Source organism: Shewanella sp. H8 (genome assembly GCF_040285065.1).
Lineage (GTDB): Bacteria > Pseudomonadota > Gammaproteobacteria > Enterobacterales > Shewanellaceae > Shewanella > Shewanella polaris.
In genome coordinates, this window is sequence record NZ_CP157213.1 from 264071 (window position 1) to 286421 (window position 22351).

At 42.6% G+C, this 22351-nt stretch carries 20 protein-coding genes; 6 read left to right on the forward strand and 14 right to left on the reverse strand.

What is annotated here, in order from left to right; all coding sequences use genetic code 11:
* The first annotated feature begins 64 nt into the window (after positions 1-64).
* Positions 65-643: a Fe-S biogenesis protein NfuA gene (nfuA, locus tag ABIS04_RS01115; RefSeq protein WP_137223746.1), complete on the forward strand. Its 579-nt coding sequence runs from the start codon at positions 65-67 to the stop codon at positions 641-643.
* Positions 644-814: 171 nt separating this feature from the next.
* On the opposite strand, the gene ABIS04_RS01120 is transcribed toward nfuA, so the two are convergent.
* Positions 815-1144 carry an FKBP-type peptidyl-prolyl cis-trans isomerase gene (locus tag ABIS04_RS01120; protein WP_350432322.1) on the reverse strand — a complete coding sequence of 110 codons (330 nt, stop codon included), beginning with the start codon at positions 1142-1144 and terminating at the stop codon, positions 815-817.
* A 208-nt stretch (positions 1145-1352) separates the two neighbouring features.
* Positions 1353-2696, reverse strand: coding sequence for an MATE family efflux transporter DinF (gene dinF / locus ABIS04_RS01125; protein ID WP_350432323.1), 1344 nt, complete (start codon positions 2694-2696; stop codon positions 1353-1355).
* A 14-nt stretch (positions 2697-2710) separates the two neighbouring features.
* On the opposite strand from dinF, the gene ABIS04_RS01130 reads away from it, so the two are divergent.
* Positions 2711-3769: a polysaccharide deacetylase family protein gene (locus tag ABIS04_RS01130; protein ID WP_350432324.1), complete on the forward strand. Its 1059-nt coding sequence runs from the start codon at positions 2711-2713 to the stop codon at positions 3767-3769.
* A gap of 17 nt (positions 3770-3786) precedes the next feature.
* On the opposite strand, the gene ABIS04_RS01135 is transcribed toward ABIS04_RS01130, so the two are convergent.
* From ABIS04_RS01135 to ABIS04_RS01155, 5 genes are read right to left on the reverse strand one after another with little or no spacing between them, the layout of a single operon-like run.
* Positions 3787-4413, reverse strand: coding sequence for an SCO family protein (locus ABIS04_RS01135; protein ID WP_371833627.1), 627 nt, complete (start codon positions 4411-4413; stop codon positions 3787-3789).
* Between the two features lie 15 nt (positions 4414-4428).
* Positions 4429-5340, reverse strand: a complete 912-nt coding sequence (cyoE, locus tag ABIS04_RS01140; protein ID WP_350432326.1) for a heme o synthase — start codon at positions 5338-5340, stop codon at positions 4429-4431.
* Positions 5341-5353: 13 nt separating this feature from the next.
* Positions 5354-6334 carry a heme A synthase gene (locus ABIS04_RS01145; protein ID WP_140233049.1) on the reverse strand — a complete coding sequence of 327 codons (981 nt, stop codon included), beginning with the start codon at positions 6332-6334 and terminating at the stop codon, positions 5354-5356.
* Positions 6334-6885, reverse strand: a complete 552-nt coding sequence (locus ABIS04_RS01150) for a hypothetical protein (RefSeq protein WP_140233050.1) — start codon at positions 6883-6885, stop codon at positions 6334-6336. The genes ABIS04_RS01145 and ABIS04_RS01150 overlap by 1 nt, the downstream gene beginning before the upstream one ends.
* A gap of 57 nt (positions 6886-6942) precedes the next feature.
* Positions 6943-7770, reverse strand: coding sequence for an SURF1 family protein (locus ABIS04_RS01155; protein ID WP_350432329.1), 828 nt, complete (start codon positions 7768-7770; stop codon positions 6943-6945).
* On the opposite strand from ABIS04_RS01155, the gene ABIS04_RS01160 reads away from it, so the two are divergent.
* Positions 7718-7936 (forward strand): DUF2909 domain-containing protein, encoded by a 219-nt coding sequence (locus ABIS04_RS01160; RefSeq protein WP_041412724.1) that lies wholly within the window; start codon positions 7718-7720, stop codon positions 7934-7936. The genes ABIS04_RS01155 and ABIS04_RS01160 overlap by 53 nt on opposite strands.
* A 7-nt stretch (positions 7937-7943) precedes the next feature.
* Here the strand turns inward: ABIS04_RS01160 and ABIS04_RS01165 are convergent, their stop codons facing one another.
* The 6 genes from ABIS04_RS01165 to lexA all read right to left on the reverse strand — a co-directional run bounded on the left by ABIS04_RS01165 (position 7944) and on the right by lexA (position 14080).
* On the reverse strand, positions 7944-8819 hold the full coding sequence (locus ABIS04_RS01165) for a cytochrome c oxidase subunit 3 (protein ID WP_350432331.1): 876 nt from the start codon (positions 8817-8819) through the stop codon (positions 7944-7946).
* Complete coding sequence (locus ABIS04_RS01170) at positions 8816-9379, reverse strand: cytochrome c oxidase assembly protein (RefSeq protein WP_140233053.1); 564 nt, start codon at positions 9377-9379, stop codon at positions 8816-8818. The genes ABIS04_RS01165 and ABIS04_RS01170 overlap by 4 nt, the downstream gene beginning before the upstream one ends.
* Position 9380: 1 nt before the next feature.
* On the reverse strand, positions 9381-10973 hold the full coding sequence (ctaD, locus tag ABIS04_RS01175) for a cytochrome c oxidase subunit I (protein WP_137223724.1): 1593 nt from the start codon (positions 10971-10973) through the stop codon (positions 9381-9383).
* A gap of 9 nt (positions 10974-10982) precedes the next feature.
* Positions 10983-12569 carry a cytochrome c oxidase subunit II gene (gene coxB, locus ABIS04_RS01180; RefSeq protein WP_350432334.1) on the reverse strand — a complete coding sequence of 529 codons (1587 nt, stop codon included), beginning with the start codon at positions 12567-12569 and terminating at the stop codon, positions 10983-10985.
* A gap of 393 nt (positions 12570-12962) precedes the next feature.
* Positions 12963-13469 (reverse strand): cell division inhibitor SulA, encoded by a 507-nt coding sequence (locus ABIS04_RS01185; protein WP_137223720.1) that lies wholly within the window; start codon positions 13467-13469, stop codon positions 12963-12965.
* Positions 13466-14080: a transcriptional repressor LexA gene (lexA, locus tag ABIS04_RS01190; protein ID WP_350432336.1), complete on the reverse strand. Its 615-nt coding sequence runs from the start codon at positions 14078-14080 to the stop codon at positions 13466-13468. The genes ABIS04_RS01185 and lexA overlap by 4 nt, the downstream gene beginning before the upstream one ends.
* A gap of 263 nt (positions 14081-14343) precedes the next feature.
* On the opposite strand from lexA, the gene plsB reads away from it, so the two are divergent.
* From plsB to ABIS04_RS01205, 3 genes are all read left to right on the forward strand, one after another.
* The gene (plsB, locus tag ABIS04_RS01195) at positions 14344-16764 is read left to right on the forward strand and encodes a glycerol-3-phosphate 1-O-acyltransferase PlsB (protein WP_350432337.1); all 2421 of its coding nucleotides are present in this window, start codon (positions 14344-14346) and stop codon (positions 16762-16764) included.
* A gap of 2 nt (positions 16765-16766) precedes the next feature.
* Positions 16767-18023: a tryptophan permease gene (gene mtr, locus ABIS04_RS01200; protein WP_350432339.1), complete on the forward strand. Its 1257-nt coding sequence runs from the start codon at positions 16767-16769 to the stop codon at positions 18021-18023.
* A gap of 161 nt (positions 18024-18184) precedes the next feature.
* The gene (locus ABIS04_RS01205; RefSeq protein WP_350432341.1) at positions 18185-18964 is read left to right on the forward strand and encodes a VOC family protein; all 780 of its coding nucleotides are present in this window, start codon (positions 18185-18187) and stop codon (positions 18962-18964) included.
* Positions 18965-19212: 248 nt separating this feature from the next.
* On the opposite strand, the gene ABIS04_RS01210 is transcribed toward ABIS04_RS01205, so the two are convergent.
* Positions 19213-22347, reverse strand: coding sequence for a CusA/CzcA family heavy metal efflux RND transporter (locus ABIS04_RS01210; protein ID WP_350432343.1), 3135 nt, complete (start codon positions 22345-22347; stop codon positions 19213-19215).
* Positions 22348-22351: the final 4 nt, after the last annotated feature.

Genomic DNA, 22351 nt, shown 5'->3' on the forward strand with positions numbered 1-22351 from the left:
ACAGAGTATCATAGGCCTAATTCTTACTAAATTACTCAGGTATACCCTGACGGAGCAGGTTTTTATGATCACCATTACCGATACAGCTCAGGCCCATTTCGTCAAATTATTGGCCGACCAACCTGAAGGCACTCACATTCGTGTTTTTGTTATCAGCCCTGGTACAGCGCAAGCAGAATGCGGTGTGTCTTATTGTCCACCTGATGCGGTTGAAGCTGATGATACTGAATTACCTTTTAATGGTTTCAGTGCCATGGTTGATGAAAAAAGCGCACCTTTTTTAGATGACGCCAGCATTGATTTTGTTACCGATCAGCTTGGTTCGCAGTTAACCTTAAAAGCACCAAATGCAAAAATGCGTAAAGTTGGTGCTGATGCTCCATTAGTTGAACGCATTGAGTATGTTATTCAGTCTGAAATTAATCCACAACTTGCCAGCCATGGCGGTAATATTATGTTGGTAGAAATTACCGAAGATGGTGTTGCGGTATTGCAGTTTGGTGGTGGTTGTAACGGTTGCTCTCAAGTTGATATCACCTTAAAAGATGGTATCGAAAAACAACTATTAGATATGTTCCCTACGGAATTAACTGGCGTTCGTGATGTAACAGAACATCAGCATGGCGAACATTCTTACGCTTAATCGCGTGATGAATTACTGCTAATAAACGAAAACGCGACCTTATTATGGGGTCGCGTTTTTTTGTTGGTATCGATTAGATATTAACCGACTAACTTATTGCAAGTTCATTTTACACCGCTAGCAAGGTAGAGTGCTGTTTGAGCGGCGTTTGTTATACCGAGTTGAGGTTATTTAGTCGTCCCGTGTCAGAACTTCAAGTAATTCAATATCAAAAAACAAATCTGAGTTTGCCGGGATACGATCGCCAATCTGGCGCTCTCCATAGGCTAGATGAGCTGGAACAGATAGCTTTCGCTTACCACCTACATTCATACCGATAATACCTTGATCCCAGCCTTTAATGACTCTGCCAGTACCGATGACACACTGAAATGCATCCGAAGCATCAAACTGGCTTCCGTCGGCTAATCGGCCGCTATAACGAGTAGTAATTAATGCGCCTTTAACGGCCGCTTTCCCGTTGCCAACTTCAATATCTGTGATAATCAATTCTTGGGTCATGGTACTCTCGTTTGTAATAATATGGACTAGTTGGGTTATGCAATATTACCATTTTAATTTTTTACAGTTTACTGGTGTGCCGAGTCTTTCGAAACTACGTATGTTTGCTTATAAGGTTGAATTTCAATGAAACATAATTGAAATTCTCATCAACCTTAAAGCGAAAAGTGCGATCATTTAGTGAAGCAATTGTGATCCACAAATACTATTACGTGGTCAGCAGTTGAAACCTGAGCCTATAGTAATAATGCCAGCCAAGGGTAAGGCTGCGGCATAACATAAATACCGACATTGCCGCCCACAGACTATCGTTACCCCATCCTTGCAATAAGTACCAGCATGGAAAGTAAATTCCAAATGTAGCTATTATCATACTATTACGCATAATATTTCCGCGAGCAGCGCCAATATATACGCCATCAAACAAGTAGCAACCAAATGCCAAGATAGGCATAAAAATCAGCCATATTAAATCATTGTTTGCGGCATCTTGTACCGCCTCTATATTGGTTAATAACTGAATTATCCACGGCCCTGTTAGCCAAAATAGCAGGCTAAATAAAACAGCTACCATTGCAGACCAGCAAAAAGCTAACACTACGCTTTCATGAAGCAATTTGGGGTCTTTTTTACCAAATGCCCGTCCCACTTCAGCTTCGGCATAATAGGCTATGCCATCGAGCGCATACGATATCAACATCAATAAATTAAGCAGTACCGCGTTGGCGGCAATAATGTTGTCGCCTAAGCCTGCACCATAAAAAGTCATAAAGCTAAAGGCAGCTTGCAAACACAGGCTACGGATAAAAATGTCGCGGTTTAAGGTGAGTAAACGAGCATATCCCCGCCATGTTAATTGGGAAATTATGTTGCTTAGATTCAGCTCGCCTGTGAGTTTCAGTTGGCGCTTTACCATGACTAATCCAACTGAAAATGCACTGATATCAGCAATAACTGATGCTAATGCCGCCCCTTGCACATTCCATTTAAATACCATGACAAACACAATATCGAGAATAATATTAGCGCTATTAGCGATAATCAGCTGCCACATGGCTGCTTTTGGTGCTTGGCGTCCGAGCAGCCAACCTAGCAATACTAAATTGACAAGAGCAAACGGTAGTGACCAAATTCGAATATTGACATATTGGCGGCAATAGAACATCACTTGTTCGCTGGCATCGCTCAAGCTGAGCGCAAAATTAAGTAGTGGAGATTGTAGGATCACGCAAGCCAAGCCTAAGATTAATGCTAGGCTACAGCCTTGTATCAGTAATTGATGTTGAGTTGAGGTATCATTAGCACCATAGGCTTGAGCAACTAACCCTGTAGTAGACATTCGTAAGAAACCGAGTAGCCATACTATCAATGTAATGATGGTACTTCCTAAGGCCACGCCACCCAGGTAGTAAGCTTGCCCTAGATGTCCAATTACAGCTGTATCAACTAATCCTAAAAGTGGGATGGTGATATTAGACAGTATCATGGGTGTTGCTAATGCCAATAATTGACGATTTTTTTGGCGGTTTAACAGTAGTGAGCTAACAGACATAGGTATGAATATTCATGGTTAAGAAAATAGCGTTATTGTTGGCAGTGTTCAGTTTGAGTCTATTGCATTATGATGCAAATGCGGTGGTTATTTTACAATATCATCACGTATCTGAGAACACGCCTAAAAGCACTAGTGTCACGCCTAGTCAGTTCACCGAACAGATGCAGTACTTGGCCGATAATGATTTTACCGTGATGTCATTAACTGAAGCTGTTAATTCAATAAAGCATAACACGCCTATAGCAGATAAACGTATCGTGATTACCTTCGATGACGGATATGACAGCATTATTAACAATGCAGCGCCTATTTTGGCTTCGCATCAATTTCCATATACGGTGTTTATTTCTGTAGCGCCCATTGAGGCGGGTTACAAAGGCATGATGAGTTGGCAAGATATTAATACTCTGTCGGAGCAAGGTGTGACGATTGCAAACCATAGCTTGGGACATGAACACTTAATTCGTCGTCAAGGCAAAGAATCCCAAGACCAATGGCAGGCGCGAGTTGAAGATAATATTCTATCGACTGAGGCAGAGATCTTAAAGCATACTGGCCAAAGCGTAAAAATGTTTGCCTACCCTTATGGTGAATACACTAATAAGTTGGAAGCTATTTTGGCTATACATGGTTTTGTTGGTTTTGGTCAACAATCTGGTGCGGCGGGAGAATATTCATCATTAACGGCGTTGCCACGTTTCCCAGTAGCTAATGCTTATGCGGACTTAGCGAGTTTAATGGTAAAGTTTTCCAGCTTACCGATGCCGGTTATTAAGCAAAATATAAGCGATCCATTATTGGTATCAGGTAAATGGCGGCCTAAGTTGATATTAACCCTCGATATTCAGGATATTTATCCCCATCAAGTAATGTGCTTTATTCAAGGGCAAGGTTCTAAAAAGCCTACTTGGTTGAGTGAGAATCGCTTATCTATTCAGGCATCATCAGACTTAGCCCCCGGACGGTCACGTTATAATTGCACCGCACCGAGTAAAACCAAATCAGGCTATTATTGGTTCTCGCAAGCGTGGATCCGCCCGCAAGATAATGGTCAGTGGCTTGAAGAGTAACGGCATAATATGGATGGCTAGTGCCAAGATTGAACGATTTGGCCAAAGTCAGCGATCAGCTCAGCATTAAGAATTTGTGCTAGTTGACCAGGTTGTGGTTTGGGTTTAAATACTGCTATTTTTTCTCCTCGAGGTGAAACCAACACATATGATGCACTATGGTCTACTTGGTAATCGTTGTTGTCTCCAACCATGGCATACACAAAGCCTAAGTCACGACTAAACGGAAATAAGTCGGTGTGTTCTGCACTGACGGCTTTAAAGTCTTTATTAAAAAAGTTTATGTAATCTAATCGTTTAGCTTGAGTGTCACGTTTGGGGTCGGCTGACACAAACACCACTTGTACATTGCTGGCTATTTTTTGCAGTTGTGGATAAGCCGCTGCGAGTTTATTCAACGTGGTAGGGCATACATCAGGGCAAGCAGTATAACCAATAAAAAATAAGCTCCATTTGTCTTGCAACGTTTGGTTAGTAAACGCATTGCCGTATTGGTCTGCTAATGTAAACGGTGCTAATGCGCGCTGTTGTTCAAATACATAACTGGTTGCCAGTGGCATAGGTTCTGTTTGCGTCTGTTGATAAACAACGCCCCCCGCCAAGGCTAATAATATTAGCCCCGCCGCTATCATTATTTTCAATATCTTTTCCTTTCTAATTTAAGCATTTACCCAAAAGTAATGATCTACTAATAAGACAATAAACAACACCATTAAATGATAAATGGAGAATTTAAAAACTTGCATGGACAGTTCTGGATAGTCATGAAACTTTAACTGCCACGCCTTATAGATAAAACCACAACTCAATAATGTTGAACCCACCAAATATATTGGACCACACATACCGACTAAAACGGGTAGCAGGCAAGCAATGGCTAATAAGATGGTGTAAAGCAAAATACAGGTTTTAGTAAATTCAACCCCATGAGTAACCGGTAACATTGGAATATCGACCTTGGCATATTCTTTACGGCGATGAATGGCTAACGCCCAAAAATGCGGAGGGGTCCAAGTGAAGATAATAATAACCAGTAACAGAGCGTAACCATGCAGTTCATTAGTTATTGCTGTCCAGCCTAACAGTGGTGGCATCGCACCCGCTAATCCACCAATGACAATATTTTGTGAGGTCGCCCGCTTAAGGTAGGCGGTATACACCAAGGCATAACCAATTAAACTGGCAAAGGTCAGCCAAGCCGTAAGGGGATTAACTAAGGTATATAACACCACAAAGCCGAGCGTTCCGAGTGACACCGCAAATGTGGCCGCTTTGGTGGTTGATATTTTGCCTTTAGGTAGCGGACGATTATACGTTCGAGCCATTAATCCATCGATTTTACGATCAATTAAGTGATTAAACGCTGCCGCGGCGCCTGCCATCATTGCAATGCCTGCCATCCCTGCAACTAGAGGTTGGAGTGGCACTATACCTGGGACGGCTAAACACATACCGACCAATACTGTCAGTAGCATAAGTGCTACAACTTTAGGTTTGGTCATTTCAAAATAAGCACGCCATTGCAGGGTTATTTTAGGTTGAACCTGACTCATTGTTAGAGGTTTTGTCATGGTCGATCCTCACTCATGCTTTACGCCATAGGGCGTAATTAATAAAGACTAAGGTAAGCAGCAACAAGGCTGCGCCTCCATTGTGTGATACTGCTATGCCTAAAGGTAAATTCATCACTACATTGCTAATCCCCAATCCGACTTGAGCGATGACGAGAAACAGTAATAAATAACCACTGTTGCGCATAATATGTGATTGTGCGAAGCGTAATTTTAGAGCAAGTAGAATTAAGGTTATGGCTGTTACAACCGCCCAAATTCGGTGGCTGACATGAATGGTCATTCGTGTGGCATAGTCCAAAACACCAAATTCAAAACTGGGGTGATCGCCTTGAAATGGTGAAAAAGCATCGGCAAAGCGTAAGTTATCGACCCAATTACCTTCACAAATTGGCAAGGTGGTACAGGCCAATGCTGCGTAATTAGATGATGTCCAGCCACCCAGTATGATTTGAATGACTAATACGCCAAAACTGGCTAATGCTAATGGAATGAGCTTACGCGCATAGGTATCCCCTCCGGGGATCCTTAAAGGTTTAAGTCGTAGATATAACAGCAGTAACAAGGCAAATAAACTAAAACCGCCAATAAGATGCGCCATCACCACTATAGGCATTAATTTCATGGTAACAGTCCACATACCCAGTGCAGCTTGAAACAAAATCAGTGCCGCAATAAATACGGGCAGCTTTTTGGGTGCTTGAGGCTGTTTTAGGCATAAAATTAAAATCGCTAAAACCATTAGACCCAAAGTACCAGCGATATAACGATGGATCATTTCCAGCCACGCTTTTTCTGGCTCAATTTGAGCATCAGGGAAACGAGTTTCAATGTTGGCTAAATCATGGCTTGCACTCGGCACCGCTAAATGGCCATAACAGCCCGGCCAGTCAGGACAACCTAACCCAGCATCAGACAGGCGTGTATAGGCACCCATTAGAATAACTGCCAAGGTAAACACTAAGGTGAATTTGATTAATCGCTGTATTGCCATTAGCCCACCCTCGACAACTTAAGCATTTTACGTAAGTCAGCAATCATGGCTTTGCCCTGAGCAATATTAGCGTCGTGGCCTATCACGTTGTCATATTGCATCACTAAGCTTCCGAGAGGGTCGACAATGATAAGTTGTTGATTGGTTAATAGTGCAGCAAGTGCGTCATTGGCGTTTGCTTGGTCAAAGGAGATATTTAATTGCTTGAGTATTTGGGTGTCACTGTGGCTATTTACTACAATGATTGGGGTAACACGATCCCTATCTTTGCCGAGGGCAATATAGCTCTGGTGTAAAATATACAGCCTTTCTTGGCACTGCTCATTGCAGGTTTCGGGTAAAAAAAACAGTACTTGCCATGCATGAGGTTTTGGATTTTCCATGGCTAAGTTTGCGTAGTTTATGTCGGGAGCTATTAACGCTCCTTTGTTGGTTGCCGCTCCGTTATACAGCTCTAGGCTTAACACTAATTTGGCTAAGGCAACCGGTAAAATAAATACCAGCAGTAAGACCATTAGTGCTTTATTACTTTTTTTCGGTAGGGAGTTCATTCTATCTCCTCTTTATCATTTTGATATTATTGTTAAGTTAATTATGAACGACGGTGCTTAGCGTCGAAATTGTCGAAATGCTATCCAACTCATTAGTCCTAAAAATACTGCTGCCATGGTGAACCATTGCAAGGCATACCCTTGATGTTTTTGTGCCGACAATGGAATGGGTATCCAAGGTTGAGGCAGATGATAATTTGGAACATTGTCGGGTTGCAGCACCACAGGCGTCAGTGTATGGCCAAGCATGTCAGTGAGTGCGGGTATATTGATATTTTGAAAACGTACTGGAGCATGAGTATTGGCTAATTGCTCTGCATCTAGTCTGTCACTTAATGGGTTAGGTTGTTTTTGATAAACTCGGCCAACCATTGTGTAGTAATTTGTTTTTAAAGGGGTTAGTTCAGGTAAAATTCGGCGATCCTTCTTTGCAGGCACAAATCCTAGCTCAACCAGTATCCAAGGCTGTTCAGGGGTTATCTCAAAAATTTGATACGCTAAATATCCCACCTGACCTTGATACACTTGATTGTCTAATAACAGCATCATGTTGTTAATTGGTTTAGCTGATATCGATAGACGGTAACCCGTGAGTAATTTCGTCTCCGGTTGAGAGCTTGCTGATGCTTCTGACAATTCAACTTTTGCCAACATTTCTTCATAAGTGAGCGCTTGTTGCTGTTGGCGCTGAAGTAGTGAGCTTTGCCACTCTTGTTTAAAGGTCGCTCGTGATAACTGCCATAATCCTAACTTGACCAACAAGCTAAACACGACCAAAGTAATGATTACGAATAACACCCGAGACACACCCACACTTTTAAAAGGATTGCCTGTGACAACACCTTTCATCGTTAAGTTAGTTTTAGTCTCGTTGCTTGTATTCATATTATTTAACTTAGGTAGGGCCTTATTTATTATGGTTAAGGGCGAGCATCAACAATCAATGAGTCGTTTTCTTGGCCGGCGCGTGTTGTTTTCTGTTGTCGTAATAATGGTATTACTGGTGGCCTTGGGGCTTGGCTACATTCAGCCAAATCCCAGACCTTATTAGTGTTGATTTACAACACATACACAAAGATGAATAAGCATAACCACACCACATCAACGAAGTGCCAATACCAACTCCCTGCCTGAAAAGCGAAATGCTTATCGGGCGTAAAGTGACCCTTCACAATTCTGAGCCATAAAATAATCAAGAACAGGGTACCAATTGTTACGTGCATGCCGTGAAAACCAGTTAACAAAAAGAAGGTGTTGCCGTAGACACCAGAAGAGAGCGTAAGCCCCATTTCTTGGTAGGCATGGCTATATTCTTCAACTTGTAAACTGAGAAACGCAATACCCAGGATGACCGTCAACGCTAACCAGATTATCAAAGGTTTACGATTGGCTTTTTCAAGGTTTGTATGAGCAAAGTGCAAGGTAACCGACGAGGTTAGCAGGATAATAGTGTTAATTAACGGCAAACCCGTCCATGGCATGGCTTCGGTTGCGGTACCATCGGGTGTTTTCACCAATGGCCACATGGCCTCAAATGCAGGCCACAAGACTTCATGGGTCATGGCATTGTTAGATGCGCCACCAAGCCAAGGTACTGAAATCATTCTGGCATAAAATAAAGCGCCGAAAAATGCTCCAAAAAACATAATCTCTGAAAAAATAAACCAGCTCATTCCCTGTCTAAATGAACGATCCATTTGCGGTGAATACAGTCCAGCCATGGATTCATCAATAACGGTCTTAAACCAGCCGAAAATCATAAAGATAATCACGGCCAAGCCGGTTATTAAAATATAGCCGCCAAAGGTTTTTTCAGTGGCTAACTGTTGTACGTAGTTGCCTGCTCCGAACGCAATTAAAAATAAACCTATAGCACCGATTATCGGCCAGGCACTTTGGGCTGGCACATAATAAGTTTGATACTTTGTCGTCATTTTGCTGCTCCTTGCTCTATGGCGGTCGCCTGTCTGTCGGTGATGTCATAAAGGGTATAAGAGAGAGTCAATGTGTTAATGGACGCTGGTAAGTCAGGATCCACGTAAAAAATCAATGGTAGTTCTGCTGTTGCTGCTGCAGCCAAAGGTTGTTGATTAAAGCAAAAACATTCCGTTTTATTGAAGTATGCCGCCCCTTGCCCTGGCGATACCGAAGGGATTGCTTGGCCTACGGTGTCACGTGTCGACAGATTTTTAACCAAAAATTGTGCATGAGTTAGCTCACCAGGATGCACACTTATTTTGTTCACTTTAGGGCTAAATTCCCATGGCATACCAGACTGAACTTGAGTGACAAATTCAATGGTTACGGTTCGGTTTTTATCAACCACCACCGCTTCATAACTACTGGCGCTATTTTGGGTTTTGCCATTAATTCCCAATGTATCGCAAAGCACGTCATAAAGTGGTACAAGCGCAAAACCAAATCCAAACATACCTATTGACCCAGCAATCAGGATGATTAATAGCTTACGATTTGATTTTGTTGGCTGTGTCATCTCATTTAATCTCCGGTGGAGTGGTAAACGAGTGATATGGTGCAGGGCTGGCAATCGACCATTCCAAGCCTTCGGCTGCTCCCCAGGGGTTATCTCCAGCAGGTTTTCCACCTTTAATGCATTTGAGCACAACGGCGAGGAATATCAGCTGAGACAAACCAAATGCAAAACCTCCAATAGACACAATTTGGTTCACATCGGCAAACTGTACCGCGTAGTCAGGGATCCTACGTGGCATACCCGCTAAACCTAAAAAGTGCATGGGGAAAAACAATACATTGACGGATATTACCGAGCACCAAAAGTGCCATTTCCCCAACGTTTCGTCATACATATGGCCAGTCCATTTAGGCAACCAATAATAAGCGGCTGCCATAATGGAAAATATTGCCCCAGTGACGAGCACATAATGGAAATGAGCCACTACAAAATAGGTGTCGTGGTATTGGAAATCAGCAGGCGTAATTGCCAGCATCAGGCCAGAAAAACCACCTATGGTAAACAGAATAATAAACGCTACAGCAAACAGCATTGGTGTTTCAAATGTCATTGAACCGCGCCACATGGTTGCCACCCAATTAAATACTTTTACCCCCGTGGGTACGGCAATTAACATGGTGCAATACATGAAGAATAGTTCGGCGAACACCGGCATCCCAGTCGTGAACATGTGATGCGCCCACACTAAGAATGACAACACGGCAATACTGGCAGTGGCGTAAACCATTGAAGAGTAACCAAACAGCTTTTTACGGCTAAAGGTTGGCACTATTGCGGAGATAATACCAAATGACGGTAAAATCATAATGTAAACTTCAGGATGACCGAAGAACCAGAAGATATGCTGGAACATTACCGGATCACCGCCTCCAGCAGCATCAAAAAAGCTGGTACCAAAAAACTTATCGGTTAATACCATGGTGACCGCACCCGCGAGTACCGGCATCACTGCTATCAGTAAGAAAGCGGTAATTAACCAAGTCCACACAAACAAGGGTAACTTCATCCACGTCATGCCTGGAGCACGTAAGTTTACAATGGTGACAATGACATTAATTGCACCCATTATTGAACTTATGCCCATGATATGAATGGAAAATACAAATAATGCGGTACTGTCAGGGCTGTAAGTGGTTGAGAGCGGGGCATAGAATGTCCAACCAAAGTTAGGTCCACCGCCTTCCATAAATAACGAACCCAGTAACATGGCAAAGGCAAAAGGTAAAATCCAAAAACTCCAGTTGTTCATTCGTGGTAATGCCATGTCTGGTGCCCCAATCATCATAGGTATTAGCCAGTTAGCTAAGCCCGTAAAAGCGGGCATTACTGCACCAAATACCATAATGAGACCATGAACAGTGGTCATTTGATTAAAAAAGTTAGGTTCTACTAGCTGTAATCCAGGCTGAAATAACTCAGCTCGAATGACCATTGCCATTGCGCCGCCAGTGAGAAACATAATGAAACTAAACCATAAATACAGAGATCCGATATCTTTATGGTTAGTGGTGAGTAGCCAGCGCATTAGCCCCTTTGGAGCGCCGTGATGATCATCATGGGCGGTTGCAATTGTATCGTGCGTTGTTGTGCTCATTGTTTTCCCTTACTGTCCATGGCTAGCGACATCGGCAGGTTGCACCGCCTCGCCAGAATTATTGCCCCACGCATTGCGCTCATATGTAATCACTGCCGCCATCTTTCGAGGGCTTAATTGACTACTAAATGCCTGCATTGCAGTACCTGGTTTTCCGTGCATAACGATATCGATATGTCCGCTAACCGGTCCGCTAACAACAGGGCTACCAATAAGTGAAGGGAAAGCGCCAGGTAAACCTGCGCCAGTGGCTTGGTGACATGCAGCACAAGTCGTGGCATAAACCTGCTCACCTTCGGTCATTAATTGCTCCAAGGTTAACGTGGGCAGAGCTTCTGCTGGAGCAACTTTTGCTACGGTTTCGACAGCTTGAGTGGTTTTCTCGGTAACCGCATCGGTAATGTCAGTTGTCGTGGTTGCAATAGTGCTTGTGACATCCGCTACTGCTTTGTTTGCTTCTGTTTTTGCCTCGTTACTGCCTAAAAATTTTCCTATATCAACAGCTTGTACAAGATCACCGCTATTATTGCCCCAAGCATTACGTTCAAAGGTAATCACTGCTGCAATTTCTTGGGCGCTAAGTTGTTTTGCAAAGGCCTGCATTGCGGTACCTGGTTTACCGTTTATGACGATATTTAGATGGCCTTCAACAGAGCCTTTTATGATAGGGCTGCCAATTAATGATGGGAATACACCAGGAAGACCCGCACCATTAGGTTGGTGACAAGCAGCACATCTAGCAATATAGATTTGTTCACCTTGTGAGGTTAGATCTTCGAGTGACAGGGTTTGGGTCATTGATGCCGCCGCTGCCGCAGCGGCATTGCTTGCTAGTTGTCTTTGCTCAACCAACCAATTTTCAAAATCGGCCTCCGATAATGCTTGCACTACAATCGGCATGAAACCATGGTCTTTACCACATAATTCGGCACATTGGCCGCGATAAATACCGGGCTTATCAATACGAGTCCAAGTTTCATTAATAAAGCCTGGATTAGCATCTTTTTTAACGGCAAAAGCGGGCACCCACCATGAGTGGATAACATCATCAGAAGTCATCAAAAAACGGACTTTTTGGTTAATGGGGAGCACTAGAGGTTTGTCAACTTCAAGGAGGTAATGTTCTCCTTTAGCCTCACTACCGTCAATTTGTTCTCTGGGGGTAGATAATGAGCTGTAAAATTCGATGTCTTTATCAAAATAGCTGTAATGCCATTTCCACTGCGACCCAGTAATTTTAATGGTGAGATCAGCATCGCTGGGATCTTCCATGGCAATTAAGGTTTTGGTGGCTGGAATAGCCATTGCAATTAAGATGATAAAAGGAATGACGGTCCAAGCAATTTCCACTTTGGTACTTTCATGAAAATTGGCCGCGACTGCGCCTTTTGATTTGCGGTGGTAAATCATTGAATAGATCATGATCCCAAACACCACTAACCCAATGGCACAACAGATATAAAGAATCGTCATGTGGAGGTGATAAACCTGACCACTGATATCTGTCACGCCTTGAGTCATGTTGAGGGGCATTGCTGTTGCCCCAAGCGGAAGTGCTACACACACAACCAGTAAACAATACAACCATTGCTTCACAAGACTGCTCCTCTGTTAATTGCAAATTGCAATTACAAAGAAAAGTCACACAGTAATTCTCTGCTCTATGCAAACTCTTCGGTTCCCGAAAAAAGTTTGATGACCTCAAAGTACCTTGGTGGTTGTAAACAGACGGTCTACGGTTTTATTGTTAGCTGTGCACCACGCTTGTACCTACGACTGAACTTATCAATTTGTGTTGACGTTTTCCCATCGATGACTATTAAATCTGCCATTTACGTCAAATTAAAGATAAAAAATTGTTTCATCCTTGTTAATTACATTACTTGTAGATTAAGGATTGATCAAGATCACTTTTTTTCTTAATCGCCTGAAAAAGGTGAAAAAAAAGCCCTGAATTCAATACAGGGCTTGGTAATTAAGGGTTTGTGCTTAGTGAAACGAGCAAAAATTACTTGTTCCATTTGCTAAGGTAGGGCTAACAAGTTGATGTTTGTGAGGTAAGTGAGTATTCACATCTTCAATTACGATCCCTAATGCACGTGCGCTTTTGGCTACTATTTCCAAACGGCGACTATCGCGAGCATCAAGTGAGCTTGTCCAAGTTACTACTGCACTCGATGTACCACTAGTGAGTGCTTTTTCCATGGCCCATAATGTCTCGACTTCATCTTTGGTGTGAACCAGTAAAATGCGATCCATTCTCACTCCGGCACTTGCCAGCATATGTTTATAACCAATGTGAGGTGGGCTAATGAGTACAATCCAGCGGCCTTGTTGGCTTAACGTTGCTAATTGACTACACAATTGACTCAGCTCTGCTTCACCTTGGGTAACCGTTTGCAATGTTTGAATGGTTTGGTTGCCCTGAAGTTCTGTGTCTGATAAATCCACCCATAAGCCAGGGTGGCGTGGGGCGATGCCCATTAGTTTGTTCATAACCAATCTCCATTACGGATAACACCAACGGCAAGCCCTTCGATGGTTAGGCTTTGGCAACTTAAATCCACTTTTATCGGGTTGTAATCTTCATTTTCTGCATGCAGATAAATGACGTTACCTTTCTGTTCAAATCGTTTTACGGTGACGTCATCGTCGATTCGTGCCACCACAACTTGGCCATTACGTGCTTGCTGCATTTTATGTACCGCGAGAAGGTCGCCTTCTAAAATGCCGATATTTTTCATGCTGTCACCACGAACCCGCAATAAAAAATCAGCGGCGGGTTTAAACATATTGGGGTCAACTTGATAATAGTTTTCCACGTGCTCTTGGGCCAAAATAGGCTCTCCAGCAGCAACTTGTCCAATGAGCGGCAGGCCGGTTTCAACCTGTTCTTCATGAGGTAATCGAATACCTCTAGAGGTACCAGGAATTATCTCGATAAAGCCTTTTTTGGCTAATGCTTTTAAATGCTCTTCGGCGGCATTAGCACTTTTAAAGCCAAGACGATTCGCAATTTCAGCACGAGTGGGTGGCATACCTGTTTCGGCGATATTGTTTTTAATTAAGTCTAATATTTCAGCTTGGCGCGGCGTTAACGGTCTCATGACAATTCCTGTCTTTTTATACAGTGACTGTCATTATATACAGTGATTATTTTCGTGCAAGTATTAACCAACTATTTTTTGTGTTTTATTAGGAAGTAACTTGGTAGTTACTTGTTTTTAAATGATTTTAAATATTTAAAACTTGTTTTATCGGAAAGAAAAATAGCTTTAGGGCAAAGATAAACAAGCCAGATAGTGTAAGCAGGGTAGTTTCTGGTATCCTATGCAACAATATTATAGTGGCTTATGTTGCGAAAATAACCATGTCAAAACCTGATTCAATATTTTTACGAACATTAAAGTGGATTCAAAAATGGATGGTGCAAACAATTGTTGTGCCACATGATCCTTTTGATGACCTCAATATAGATCCGACTAAACCTCTAGTTTATTTGATGAAAACGGAATCTATCAGTGATATTGCCGCCTTGAGCGAAATCACAGAAGGCTTTGGTATGCCTAGCCCTTATGAATCATTAAAGCTTGATGGCTTGCAAGTGCCTCGTGTTGTTTGTTTAGAGGGGCGCAAACCATTATTTGGTAAACGCGAAAGTGGTGAAAAATTCATTAATTATTTTACCAGTCTATTATCTCTTCATCGTGAGAACTCTGAATTAGATATTCAGTTGGTTCCTGTTTGTCTTTATTGGGGACGTACTCCAGGGAAAGAAGATGACAGCATGAAAGCGGCTGTATTTGAAAGAGAAAATCCAACATGGCTACGTAAATGGTTAATGATTTTATTTTTAGGACGGCATAATTTTGTCCAGTTCTCTAATGCATTATCGCTTCGTTATATGGCCGATGAACACGGTACAGATAAAAGAATTGCTCACAAATTAACCCGTGTTGCTCGAGTGCATTTTCGTCGTCAACGCAAGGTTATGACCGGGCCACAGTTACCTAATCGAAACGTATTATTTGCTTCTTTATTAAAATCTGAGTCTATCAAGAAGGCCATAGAAGAAGAGTCGCTAAGTAAAAAAGTCTCGCCAGAGAAAGCCCGCGAAACTGCTATTGAATACCTTGATGAAATTGCTGCTAATTATTCCGATAGTTTAGTTCGCATAACTGAGCGTTTTCTGACTTGGTTATGGAATAAATTATACAGTGGCATTAACATTAAAGGTGCCGAACAGGTTCGACAGCTACATCATGATGGCCATGAGATTGTCTATGTGCCTTGTCATCGCAGCCATATGGATTACTTATTACTGTCGTATATTTTGTATTACCAGGGCATGGTTCCTCCACATATTGCCGCGGGTATAAACCTTAATTTTTGGCCTGCAGGGCCAATGTTCCGCCGTGGCGGGGCATTCTTTATCCGCCGCAGTTTTAATGGCAATAAACTTTATACAGCAGTCTTTCGTGAATATTTGGATCAGTTGTTTGCTAAGGGTTATTCCGTCGAATATTTCACCGAAGGTGGTCGTTCGCGTACCGGACGCTTGCTGGCCCCTAAAACGGGCATGCTGGCCATGACTATAAACAGTGTGTTGCGTGGTATAGAGCGTCCGGTGACTTTAGTACCTGTGTATTTAGGGTATGACCACGTTATGGAAGTAGCGACTTATCATAAAGAATTAAGTGGTAAGAAAAAGAAAAAAGAATCGGTGTGGCAAGTATTTGGGGCGATTAGTAGATTAGGTAATTTTGGCCGAGGTTATGTCAATTTTGGTGAACCCATTAATCTACAGCATTTCTTAAATCAACAGGCACCGGAATGGCGTGCTGAGCTTGCAAAAGATCCGGATCAAAAACCGTCGTGGTTTACGCCATCGGTTAATTCATTAGCTAACCGCGTGATGACTAATATTAATGGTGCAGCCGCCGCCAGTTCGGTGGCATTGACCAGTTTGGTGTTATTGGCATCAGAGCAAAATGCGTTGGAAAGAGGCCAGTTAGAACGTCAGCTTGATTTGTATTTAGCCTTACTTAAAACCGTGCCTTATACCGATTTCACATCTGTTGCAGAAGGTAATGGTAAATCGATTGTTGATCATTGTTTGTCGTTAGATAAGTTTGTTAGTAGTAAAGATCCGATTGGCGAAATTATTTCGGTCGATGAGAAAATAGCTATTACTATGAGTTACTACCGTAACAACATTATTCACCTCATGGCGCTTCCTTCATTAATTGCCAGTTGTTTAGCTCATTATGATGTATGCGATCGTAAACGCATTCATGCGGTTGTTATGGATTTATATCCGTTACTTAAAGCCGAACTCTTTATGGGTATTGATGATGTGCCTGCGCATATAGATAGCATTCTAGAATTCATGGTTGAACAAGGTTTACTGAGTGGTGAAGATAATTTTGTCATCACACCTCGTCATATCACCCAAGTGTTGCTTCTTGCTGAAACCATAAATGAAACCTTGCAGCGATATGCCATTATCTTCAATTTATTGGCGATAAAGCCTGATTTGGAACGTTCAGAGCTTGAAACCGATAGTCACTTATTAGCCAAGAGATTAGGCGCGTTACACGGCATTACTGCTCCTGAGTTTTATGATAAAAAGCTGTATAACACCTTGAGTGTAAAACTGAAGGAATTGGGTTATTTATGCAGTGACGAGCATCGTTCTGAAGTGATTAGAATAAGAGATAATGTTAATAAATTACTTGGATCTTCAGTAAGGCAAACCATTGTTGATAGTGTGCAAACGGAGCACGGATAATAATGGCTAACCATATGAATGCTGCTAAGCATCGTGTCGGCGGTAAATCTGTATTGGGCGGGGCGATGATTATTGCCGGAACAACTGTTGGTGCGGGAATGTTTTCGTTACCTGTTGTAGGTGCCGGGATGTGGTTTGGTTATTCAATAGCGATGTTACTAGGTGTATGGTTTTGCATGCTGATGTCGGGCTTGCTGTTACTAGAAGCCAACCTGCATTTTGAACCGGGCGACAGTTTTGACACCTTAACTAGAGTGACACTAGGACAGTTTTGGCGAGTGGTTAACGGCTTATCAATTGCCTTTGTGTTGTATATTTTAACGTATGCATATATTAGTGGCGGTGGGTCGATTGTTAATCACAGTTTATCTGCTGTTGGCGTAAGTTTACCCCAGAGTGTCGCGGGGTTAGTTTTTGCCGTTGTTTTAGCGCTAGTCGTGTTTATCAGCACCAAAGCGGTTGATCGGATCACCACGATTATGCTCGGTGGTATGGTCATTACTTTCTTTTTGGCTATCGGTAATTTATTAATCGACATCGATCCGATAAAGCTAACATCTCCCGATGGCGAGTCGCGATATTTACCTTATTTACTTGCCGCAATTCCTTTTGGCTTAGCGAGTTTTGGTTATCACGGTAACGTACCTAGCCTAGTAAAGTATTACGGTAAAGATGCCCGAACTATCGTAAAGGCTATTATTGCTGGCACCAGTATCGCATTGGTCATTTATGTATGTTGGTTAGTAGCTACAATGGGGAATATTCCTCGGAGCCAGTTTACTAATATTATTGAACAAGGCGGTAATATTGGTGTGTTAGTCGCTGCATTGTCGGGGGTGATTACCAGTCACTGGCTTGATAACATGTTATCCCTATTTGCCAATCTTGCTGTGGCATCATCATTTTTAGGTGTGACATTGGGTTTATTCGATTACCTTGCTGATTTATTTGGTTTTGATGACTCACGTAAGGGGCGTTTTAAAACTGCAGCGGTTACTTTTATACCACCGACTATTTTGGGATTATTATTTCCTAATGGTTTTATTATTGCTATTGGTTTTGCTGCATTAGCTGCAACCGTGTGGGCGGTGATTGTGCCTGCATTATTAGCTTACAAAATTCGCCAGCAACACCCAAATTCAAAAGGCTTTAAAGTACCAGGTGGAACACCTCTTATTGTTGTTGTGATATTATTTGGTGTTATTACAGCAACTTGCCACTTATTGGCTATGGCGGATATTTTACCGGTATTTAAGTAGCCGCTAAGTACGGAAATAAACTCATAGATGATTAAAAAGCCTTCGTATGAAGGCTTTTTGCTTTTCGGTGAATATCGACTTAACTTAGCGCAAATCATTATTCACTTTCCATTTTATTTTGGCCTGCATTTTAGGTTGTCATTTTTATAAGGATTAACACAATGAAAGTACAACAATATCAACAAGGACAACCATGTTGGCTTGAACTAGCAACCCACGATTGGGCAGCGGGTAAAGCATTTTACCAAGGATTATTTGGCTGGGGGGCCGATGATACGCCTATGCCAGAAGGGCATTACACCATGTTGCAAATTAACGGTGATGATATTGGTGCAATGTACCCCATGCCAGAGAATATGCAGGATTTACCGACCCACTGGACAATCTATTTTGCTGTCGACGATGTCAATGTGTCAGCTGAGTTAGTTAAGCAAGGTGGCGGTGAAGTATTAGCTGGCCCTCATTCTGTTGGTTATGCGGGTCTTATGGCATTGTGCAGCGATCCAGAAGGCTGCCGTTTTGCATTGTGGCAAGGACAAGATCACATTGGTATCAAGCGGGCACAAGAGGCCAATACATTATGTTGGGTTGAGTTAGCATGTCGAAATACCGCTGCAGCGAAACAGTTTTATAGCCATGTATTAGGCTACCAAACCAAGCTAGCTGACATGGCTGAATTTGAATACACACAATGGTATGTCGGCGAGCAAGCTATTGGTGGCATGTTAGAGATGACCGACGAATGGGGCGATGCTCCTGCGCATTGGATGAATTATTTTGCTGTCGACGATTGCGATGCTTCAGTTGCAAAAGCCCAAAGTCTAGGGGCTACTGTCTGTGTGCCTGCGACCGATATTCCTCATGTAGGTCGTTTCTCTGTTCTTAATGATCCACAAGGCGGTTTTTTCTCAATTATTACGTTATTGGATCCGACAACATAATCACGGGTAATAATGTCTCTCGAGCAATTTTAACCAGCGATCCATGCAAATATGGGCATCCTGACGATTATTGTGGCGTGTCGTAAAAAGAAACAAGATGAAGTGGATCGACTTAATGAGTCAATTAGCAACAAGACTAAATATAATTAATTTCCTGTCCCGAGTTCAGATTAAGTAATCCTGTCCACCCCGACAACAAACATCCCTAACCTATTAAATAGCTTAGAGATGTTGTCATTCGTAATGTCTTAATTTTTAGGCAGTTTACGACCATATATCAGTAAATATATCGCTGGAATTACAAATAGCGATAATAGTGGCGCAGTCACCATACCGCCCACCATAGGTGCAGCAATTTTTTGCATCACCTCATTACCCGTACCACTGCCCCACATGATCGGCAGTAAACCAAAAAATATGGTCGCGACTGTCATGGCTTTAGGGCGAATTCGCATTACAGCTCCTTCAATTAATGCTGCTGTTAAATCCGCTTTACTGTGGTAGTTATCGGCTTGTTTATAGGCCTTAATACTATTATTAAGATACACTTGCATCACCACGCCAAACTCAGCTGCGACCCCTGCTAATGCAATCATGCCGACCGATACCGCAACTGAAAAATTAAAGTCCAGCCCGTAAAGCAACCACGCACTACCAACCAATGAAAAGGGCAAACTTAACATGATCACAGATGCCTGGGTTACTGAGCTAAATGTCATCATCAGCAGCATAAAAATTACTGCAAGCATTAATGGGATCACCATTTCCATTTTTGCATCAACTCGTTGCATGTACTCATACTGTCCAGCAAAACTATAGCTATAGCGTGGCGGAAGGGTAATCTGTTGCTTGAGAGCCTTTTCTGCTGCGACGATGTATTCACCAATTGAAATATCTTTCAGATCGACAAACACCCACGAGATAAGGCGACCATTTTCACTGGCCAGCATAGGGGCGCCATCACTAATGTTTAAGTCTGCTAAATAACTTAAGGGTAAGTACTTGCCCGTTTTGGTCATCACAGGTAAATTTCTGAGTTTCTCAATGTTGTCACGTAGCTCTCGCGGGTAACGTATATTGATTGGATAGCGTTCTTGACCTTGAATCGACTCACCAATAGTCATGCCGCCAATCGCCATTTTGACTACATCTTGGATGTCTTTTAAGGTCATGCCATAACGTGCGGCATTTTTAAGATCGGGTGTTATATCAATATACCGTCCGCCGCTACTGCGCTGTGAAAACGCTGAGGCCGTGCCGGGTAATTGGCTCACAACCGCTTCTATTTCAGCACCGATGCGTTGTAGTTCCTCAACATTTGAACCCGATATCTTTATGCCAACAGGCGTTCTAACACCTGTGGATAGCATATCGATGCGGGTTTTAATCGGTTGCACCCAGGCATTGGTCATTCCTGGAATACGCACGGTTTTTTGCAGTTCTGCAATAATGCTTTCTAAGGTTACGCCTTCACGCCATTCAGTATTCGGTTTGAGCATAATGGTAGTTTCGAGCATCGTTAGCGGTGCAGGGTCTGTAGCGGTAATTGCGCGACCGACCTTACCAAATACCCGCTTAACTTCTGGAACGGTTTTTATCAAACGGTCTGTTTGTTGCAATATCTCCGCTGCTTTGCCAGCACTGACGCTAGGTAACGTTGTCGGCATATAAAGCAGATCACCTTCTTCTAAGGTGGGCATAAATTCCGATCCCATTTGGCTTAATGGATAGTAAGCACTGAACAACACAATGATGGCTAATCCAATGGTGATTTTAGGAAAATTAAGTACCCACTTTAGTGATGGCTGATACATTGCTATTAGTACTCGGCTGATGGGGTTTTTACGTTCATCAGGGATTTTTCCGCGGACAAAATAACCCATTAATACCGGGATCAAGGTAATCGCTAAGATTGCCGATGCCGCCATTGTGAAGGTTTTGGTAAAGGCTAGCGGGTGGAACAAACGCCCTTCTTGTGCTTCAAGAGCAAATACCGGCGTAAAGCTCAAGGTAATGATCAATAAACTGAAAAATAATGCTGGGCCGACTTCAATAGAGGCTTCTTTTACAAGTTGCCAATGGTCTTCCCCCTCGGGAGCCTTACCGTGCTTGTGGCGATAATGTTCTAAATGCTTATGGGTATTTTCAACCATCACAATCGACGCATCAACCACTGCACCAATGGCAATGGCAATGCCCCCTAGGCTCATAATATTGGCATTGACACCAATGAGATTCATGGCGATAAAACTGATCAAAATCGAAATAGGTAAAGTGATAATAGCAACTAATGTTGAGCGAGCATGCAGTAAAAATAATAAGCAAATGAGCCCGACAACCAGCATTTCCTCTAGCACTTTATGGGTAAGATTATCGACTGAGCGTAAGATTAAGTCTGAACGGTCATAAGTGGTGACTAATTCAACTCCATCAGGCAGTCCATTACTAATTTGCTTGAGTTTTTGCTTAACATTATTAATGGTTTCAAGTGCATTCTCGCCATAACGCATCACTACAATGCCGCCGACGACTTCACCTTCACCATTCAGTTCGGCAATACCACGACGGGCCGCAGGTCCGGTTCTTAGTTGGGCTACATCTTTCATTAATACTGGGGTGCCAGTTTCAGATAAAATACCCAATGGAATTTCAGCAAAATCGGCAATGGTTTGACGATAACCACTTGAGGTGATCATATATTCAGCTTCGGCCATTTCAATGACTGAACCACCAGTCGAGCTATTGGAATTATCTAAAGCATTTTTAATGGTCATTAAATCTATTTGGTACAGAGCCAACTTATGCGGGTCGACAACCACTTGATATGTTTGTTCCATACCGCCAACAGTGGCAACTTCTGATACACCTGCAACACTTTGTAATTCGAGCTTTAAAAACCAATCTTGTAACGAACGCAATTGGGCTAAATCATACTGTCCGTTACGATCGACTAAGGCGTATTGGAAAATCCAACCCACACCAGATGCATCTGGGCCAATACTTGGTGTGACACCTGCTGGCAGTTGATCTTGGGTTTGCGATAAATATTCTAAAACCCGTGAGCGAGCCCAATAAATATCGGTGCCATCTTCAAAAATGACGTATACAAACGAATCGCCAAACATCGAAAAGCCACGCACCGTTTTAGCACCTGGCACGGCAAGCATGGCTGATGACAACGGATAGGTAATTTGATCTTCAACTAATTGTGGTGCTTGACCTGGGTATGACGTTTTAACAATGACTTGCACATCTGATAAGTCCGGCAGCGCATCGAGCGGTGTCGTGCGCATGGCTTGATAACCCACTAATGCGATAACGACGGTGAAGACTAATACCATCACACGTTGTTTTATCGAGGCACTAATTATTTTTGCTAACATTACC

Coding starts and splice junctions, on each gene's coding strand:
- plsB (WP_350432337.1), top strand. CDS start 14,344: ATGTCAAAACCTGATTCAATATTTTTACGAACATTAAAGTGGATTCAA.
- nfuA (WP_137223746.1), top strand. CDS start 65: ATGATCACCATTACCGATACAGCTCAGGCCCATTTCGTCAAATTATTG.
- ABIS04_RS01185 (WP_137223720.1), bottom strand. CDS start 13,469: ATGAACAAACTAATGGGCATCGCCCCACGCCACCCTGGCTTATGGGTG.
- cyoE (WP_350432326.1), bottom strand. CDS start 5,340: ATGACAAAACCTCTAACAATGAGTCAGGTTCAACCTAAAATAACCCTG.
- lexA (WP_350432336.1), bottom strand. CDS start 14,080: ATGAGACCGTTAACGCCGCGCCAAGCTGAAATATTAGACTTAATTAAA.
- ctaD (WP_137223724.1), bottom strand. CDS start 10,973: ATGAGCACAACAACGCACGATACAATTGCAACCGCCCATGATGATCAT.
- dinF (WP_350432323.1), bottom strand. CDS start 2,696: ATGTCTGTTAGCTCACTACTGTTAAACCGCCAAAAAAATCGTCAATTA.
- ABIS04_RS01150 (WP_140233050.1), bottom strand. CDS start 6,885: ATGAACTCCCTACCGAAAAAAAGTAATAAAGCACTAATGGTCTTACTG.
- ABIS04_RS01170 (WP_140233053.1), bottom strand. CDS start 9,379: ATGACACAGCCAACAAAATCAAATCGTAAGCTATTAATCATCCTGATT.
- ABIS04_RS01145 (WP_140233049.1), bottom strand. CDS start 6,334: ATGGCAATACAGCGATTAATCAAATTCACCTTAGTGTTTACCTTGGCA.
- ABIS04_RS01210 (WP_350432343.1), bottom strand. CDS start 22,347: ATGTTAGCAAAAATAATTAGTGCCTCGATAAAACAACGTGTGATGGTA.
- ABIS04_RS01120 (WP_350432322.1), bottom strand. CDS start 1,144: ATGACCCAAGAATTGATTATCACAGATATTGAAGTTGGCAACGGGAAA.
- ABIS04_RS01130 (WP_350432324.1), top strand. CDS start 2,711: ATGGTTAAGAAAATAGCGTTATTGTTGGCAGTGTTCAGTTTGAGTCTA.
- ABIS04_RS01155 (WP_350432329.1), bottom strand. CDS start 7,770: ATGAATACAAGCAACGAGACTAAAACTAACTTAACGATGAAAGGTGTT.
- ABIS04_RS01165 (WP_350432331.1), bottom strand. CDS start 8,819: ATGACGACAAAGTATCAAACTTATTATGTGCCAGCCCAAAGTGCCTGG.
- ABIS04_RS01205 (WP_350432341.1), top strand. CDS start 18,185: ATGAAAGTACAACAATATCAACAAGGACAACCATGTTGGCTTGAACTA.
- mtr (WP_350432339.1), top strand. CDS start 16,767: ATGGCTAACCATATGAATGCTGCTAAGCATCGTGTCGGCGGTAAATCT.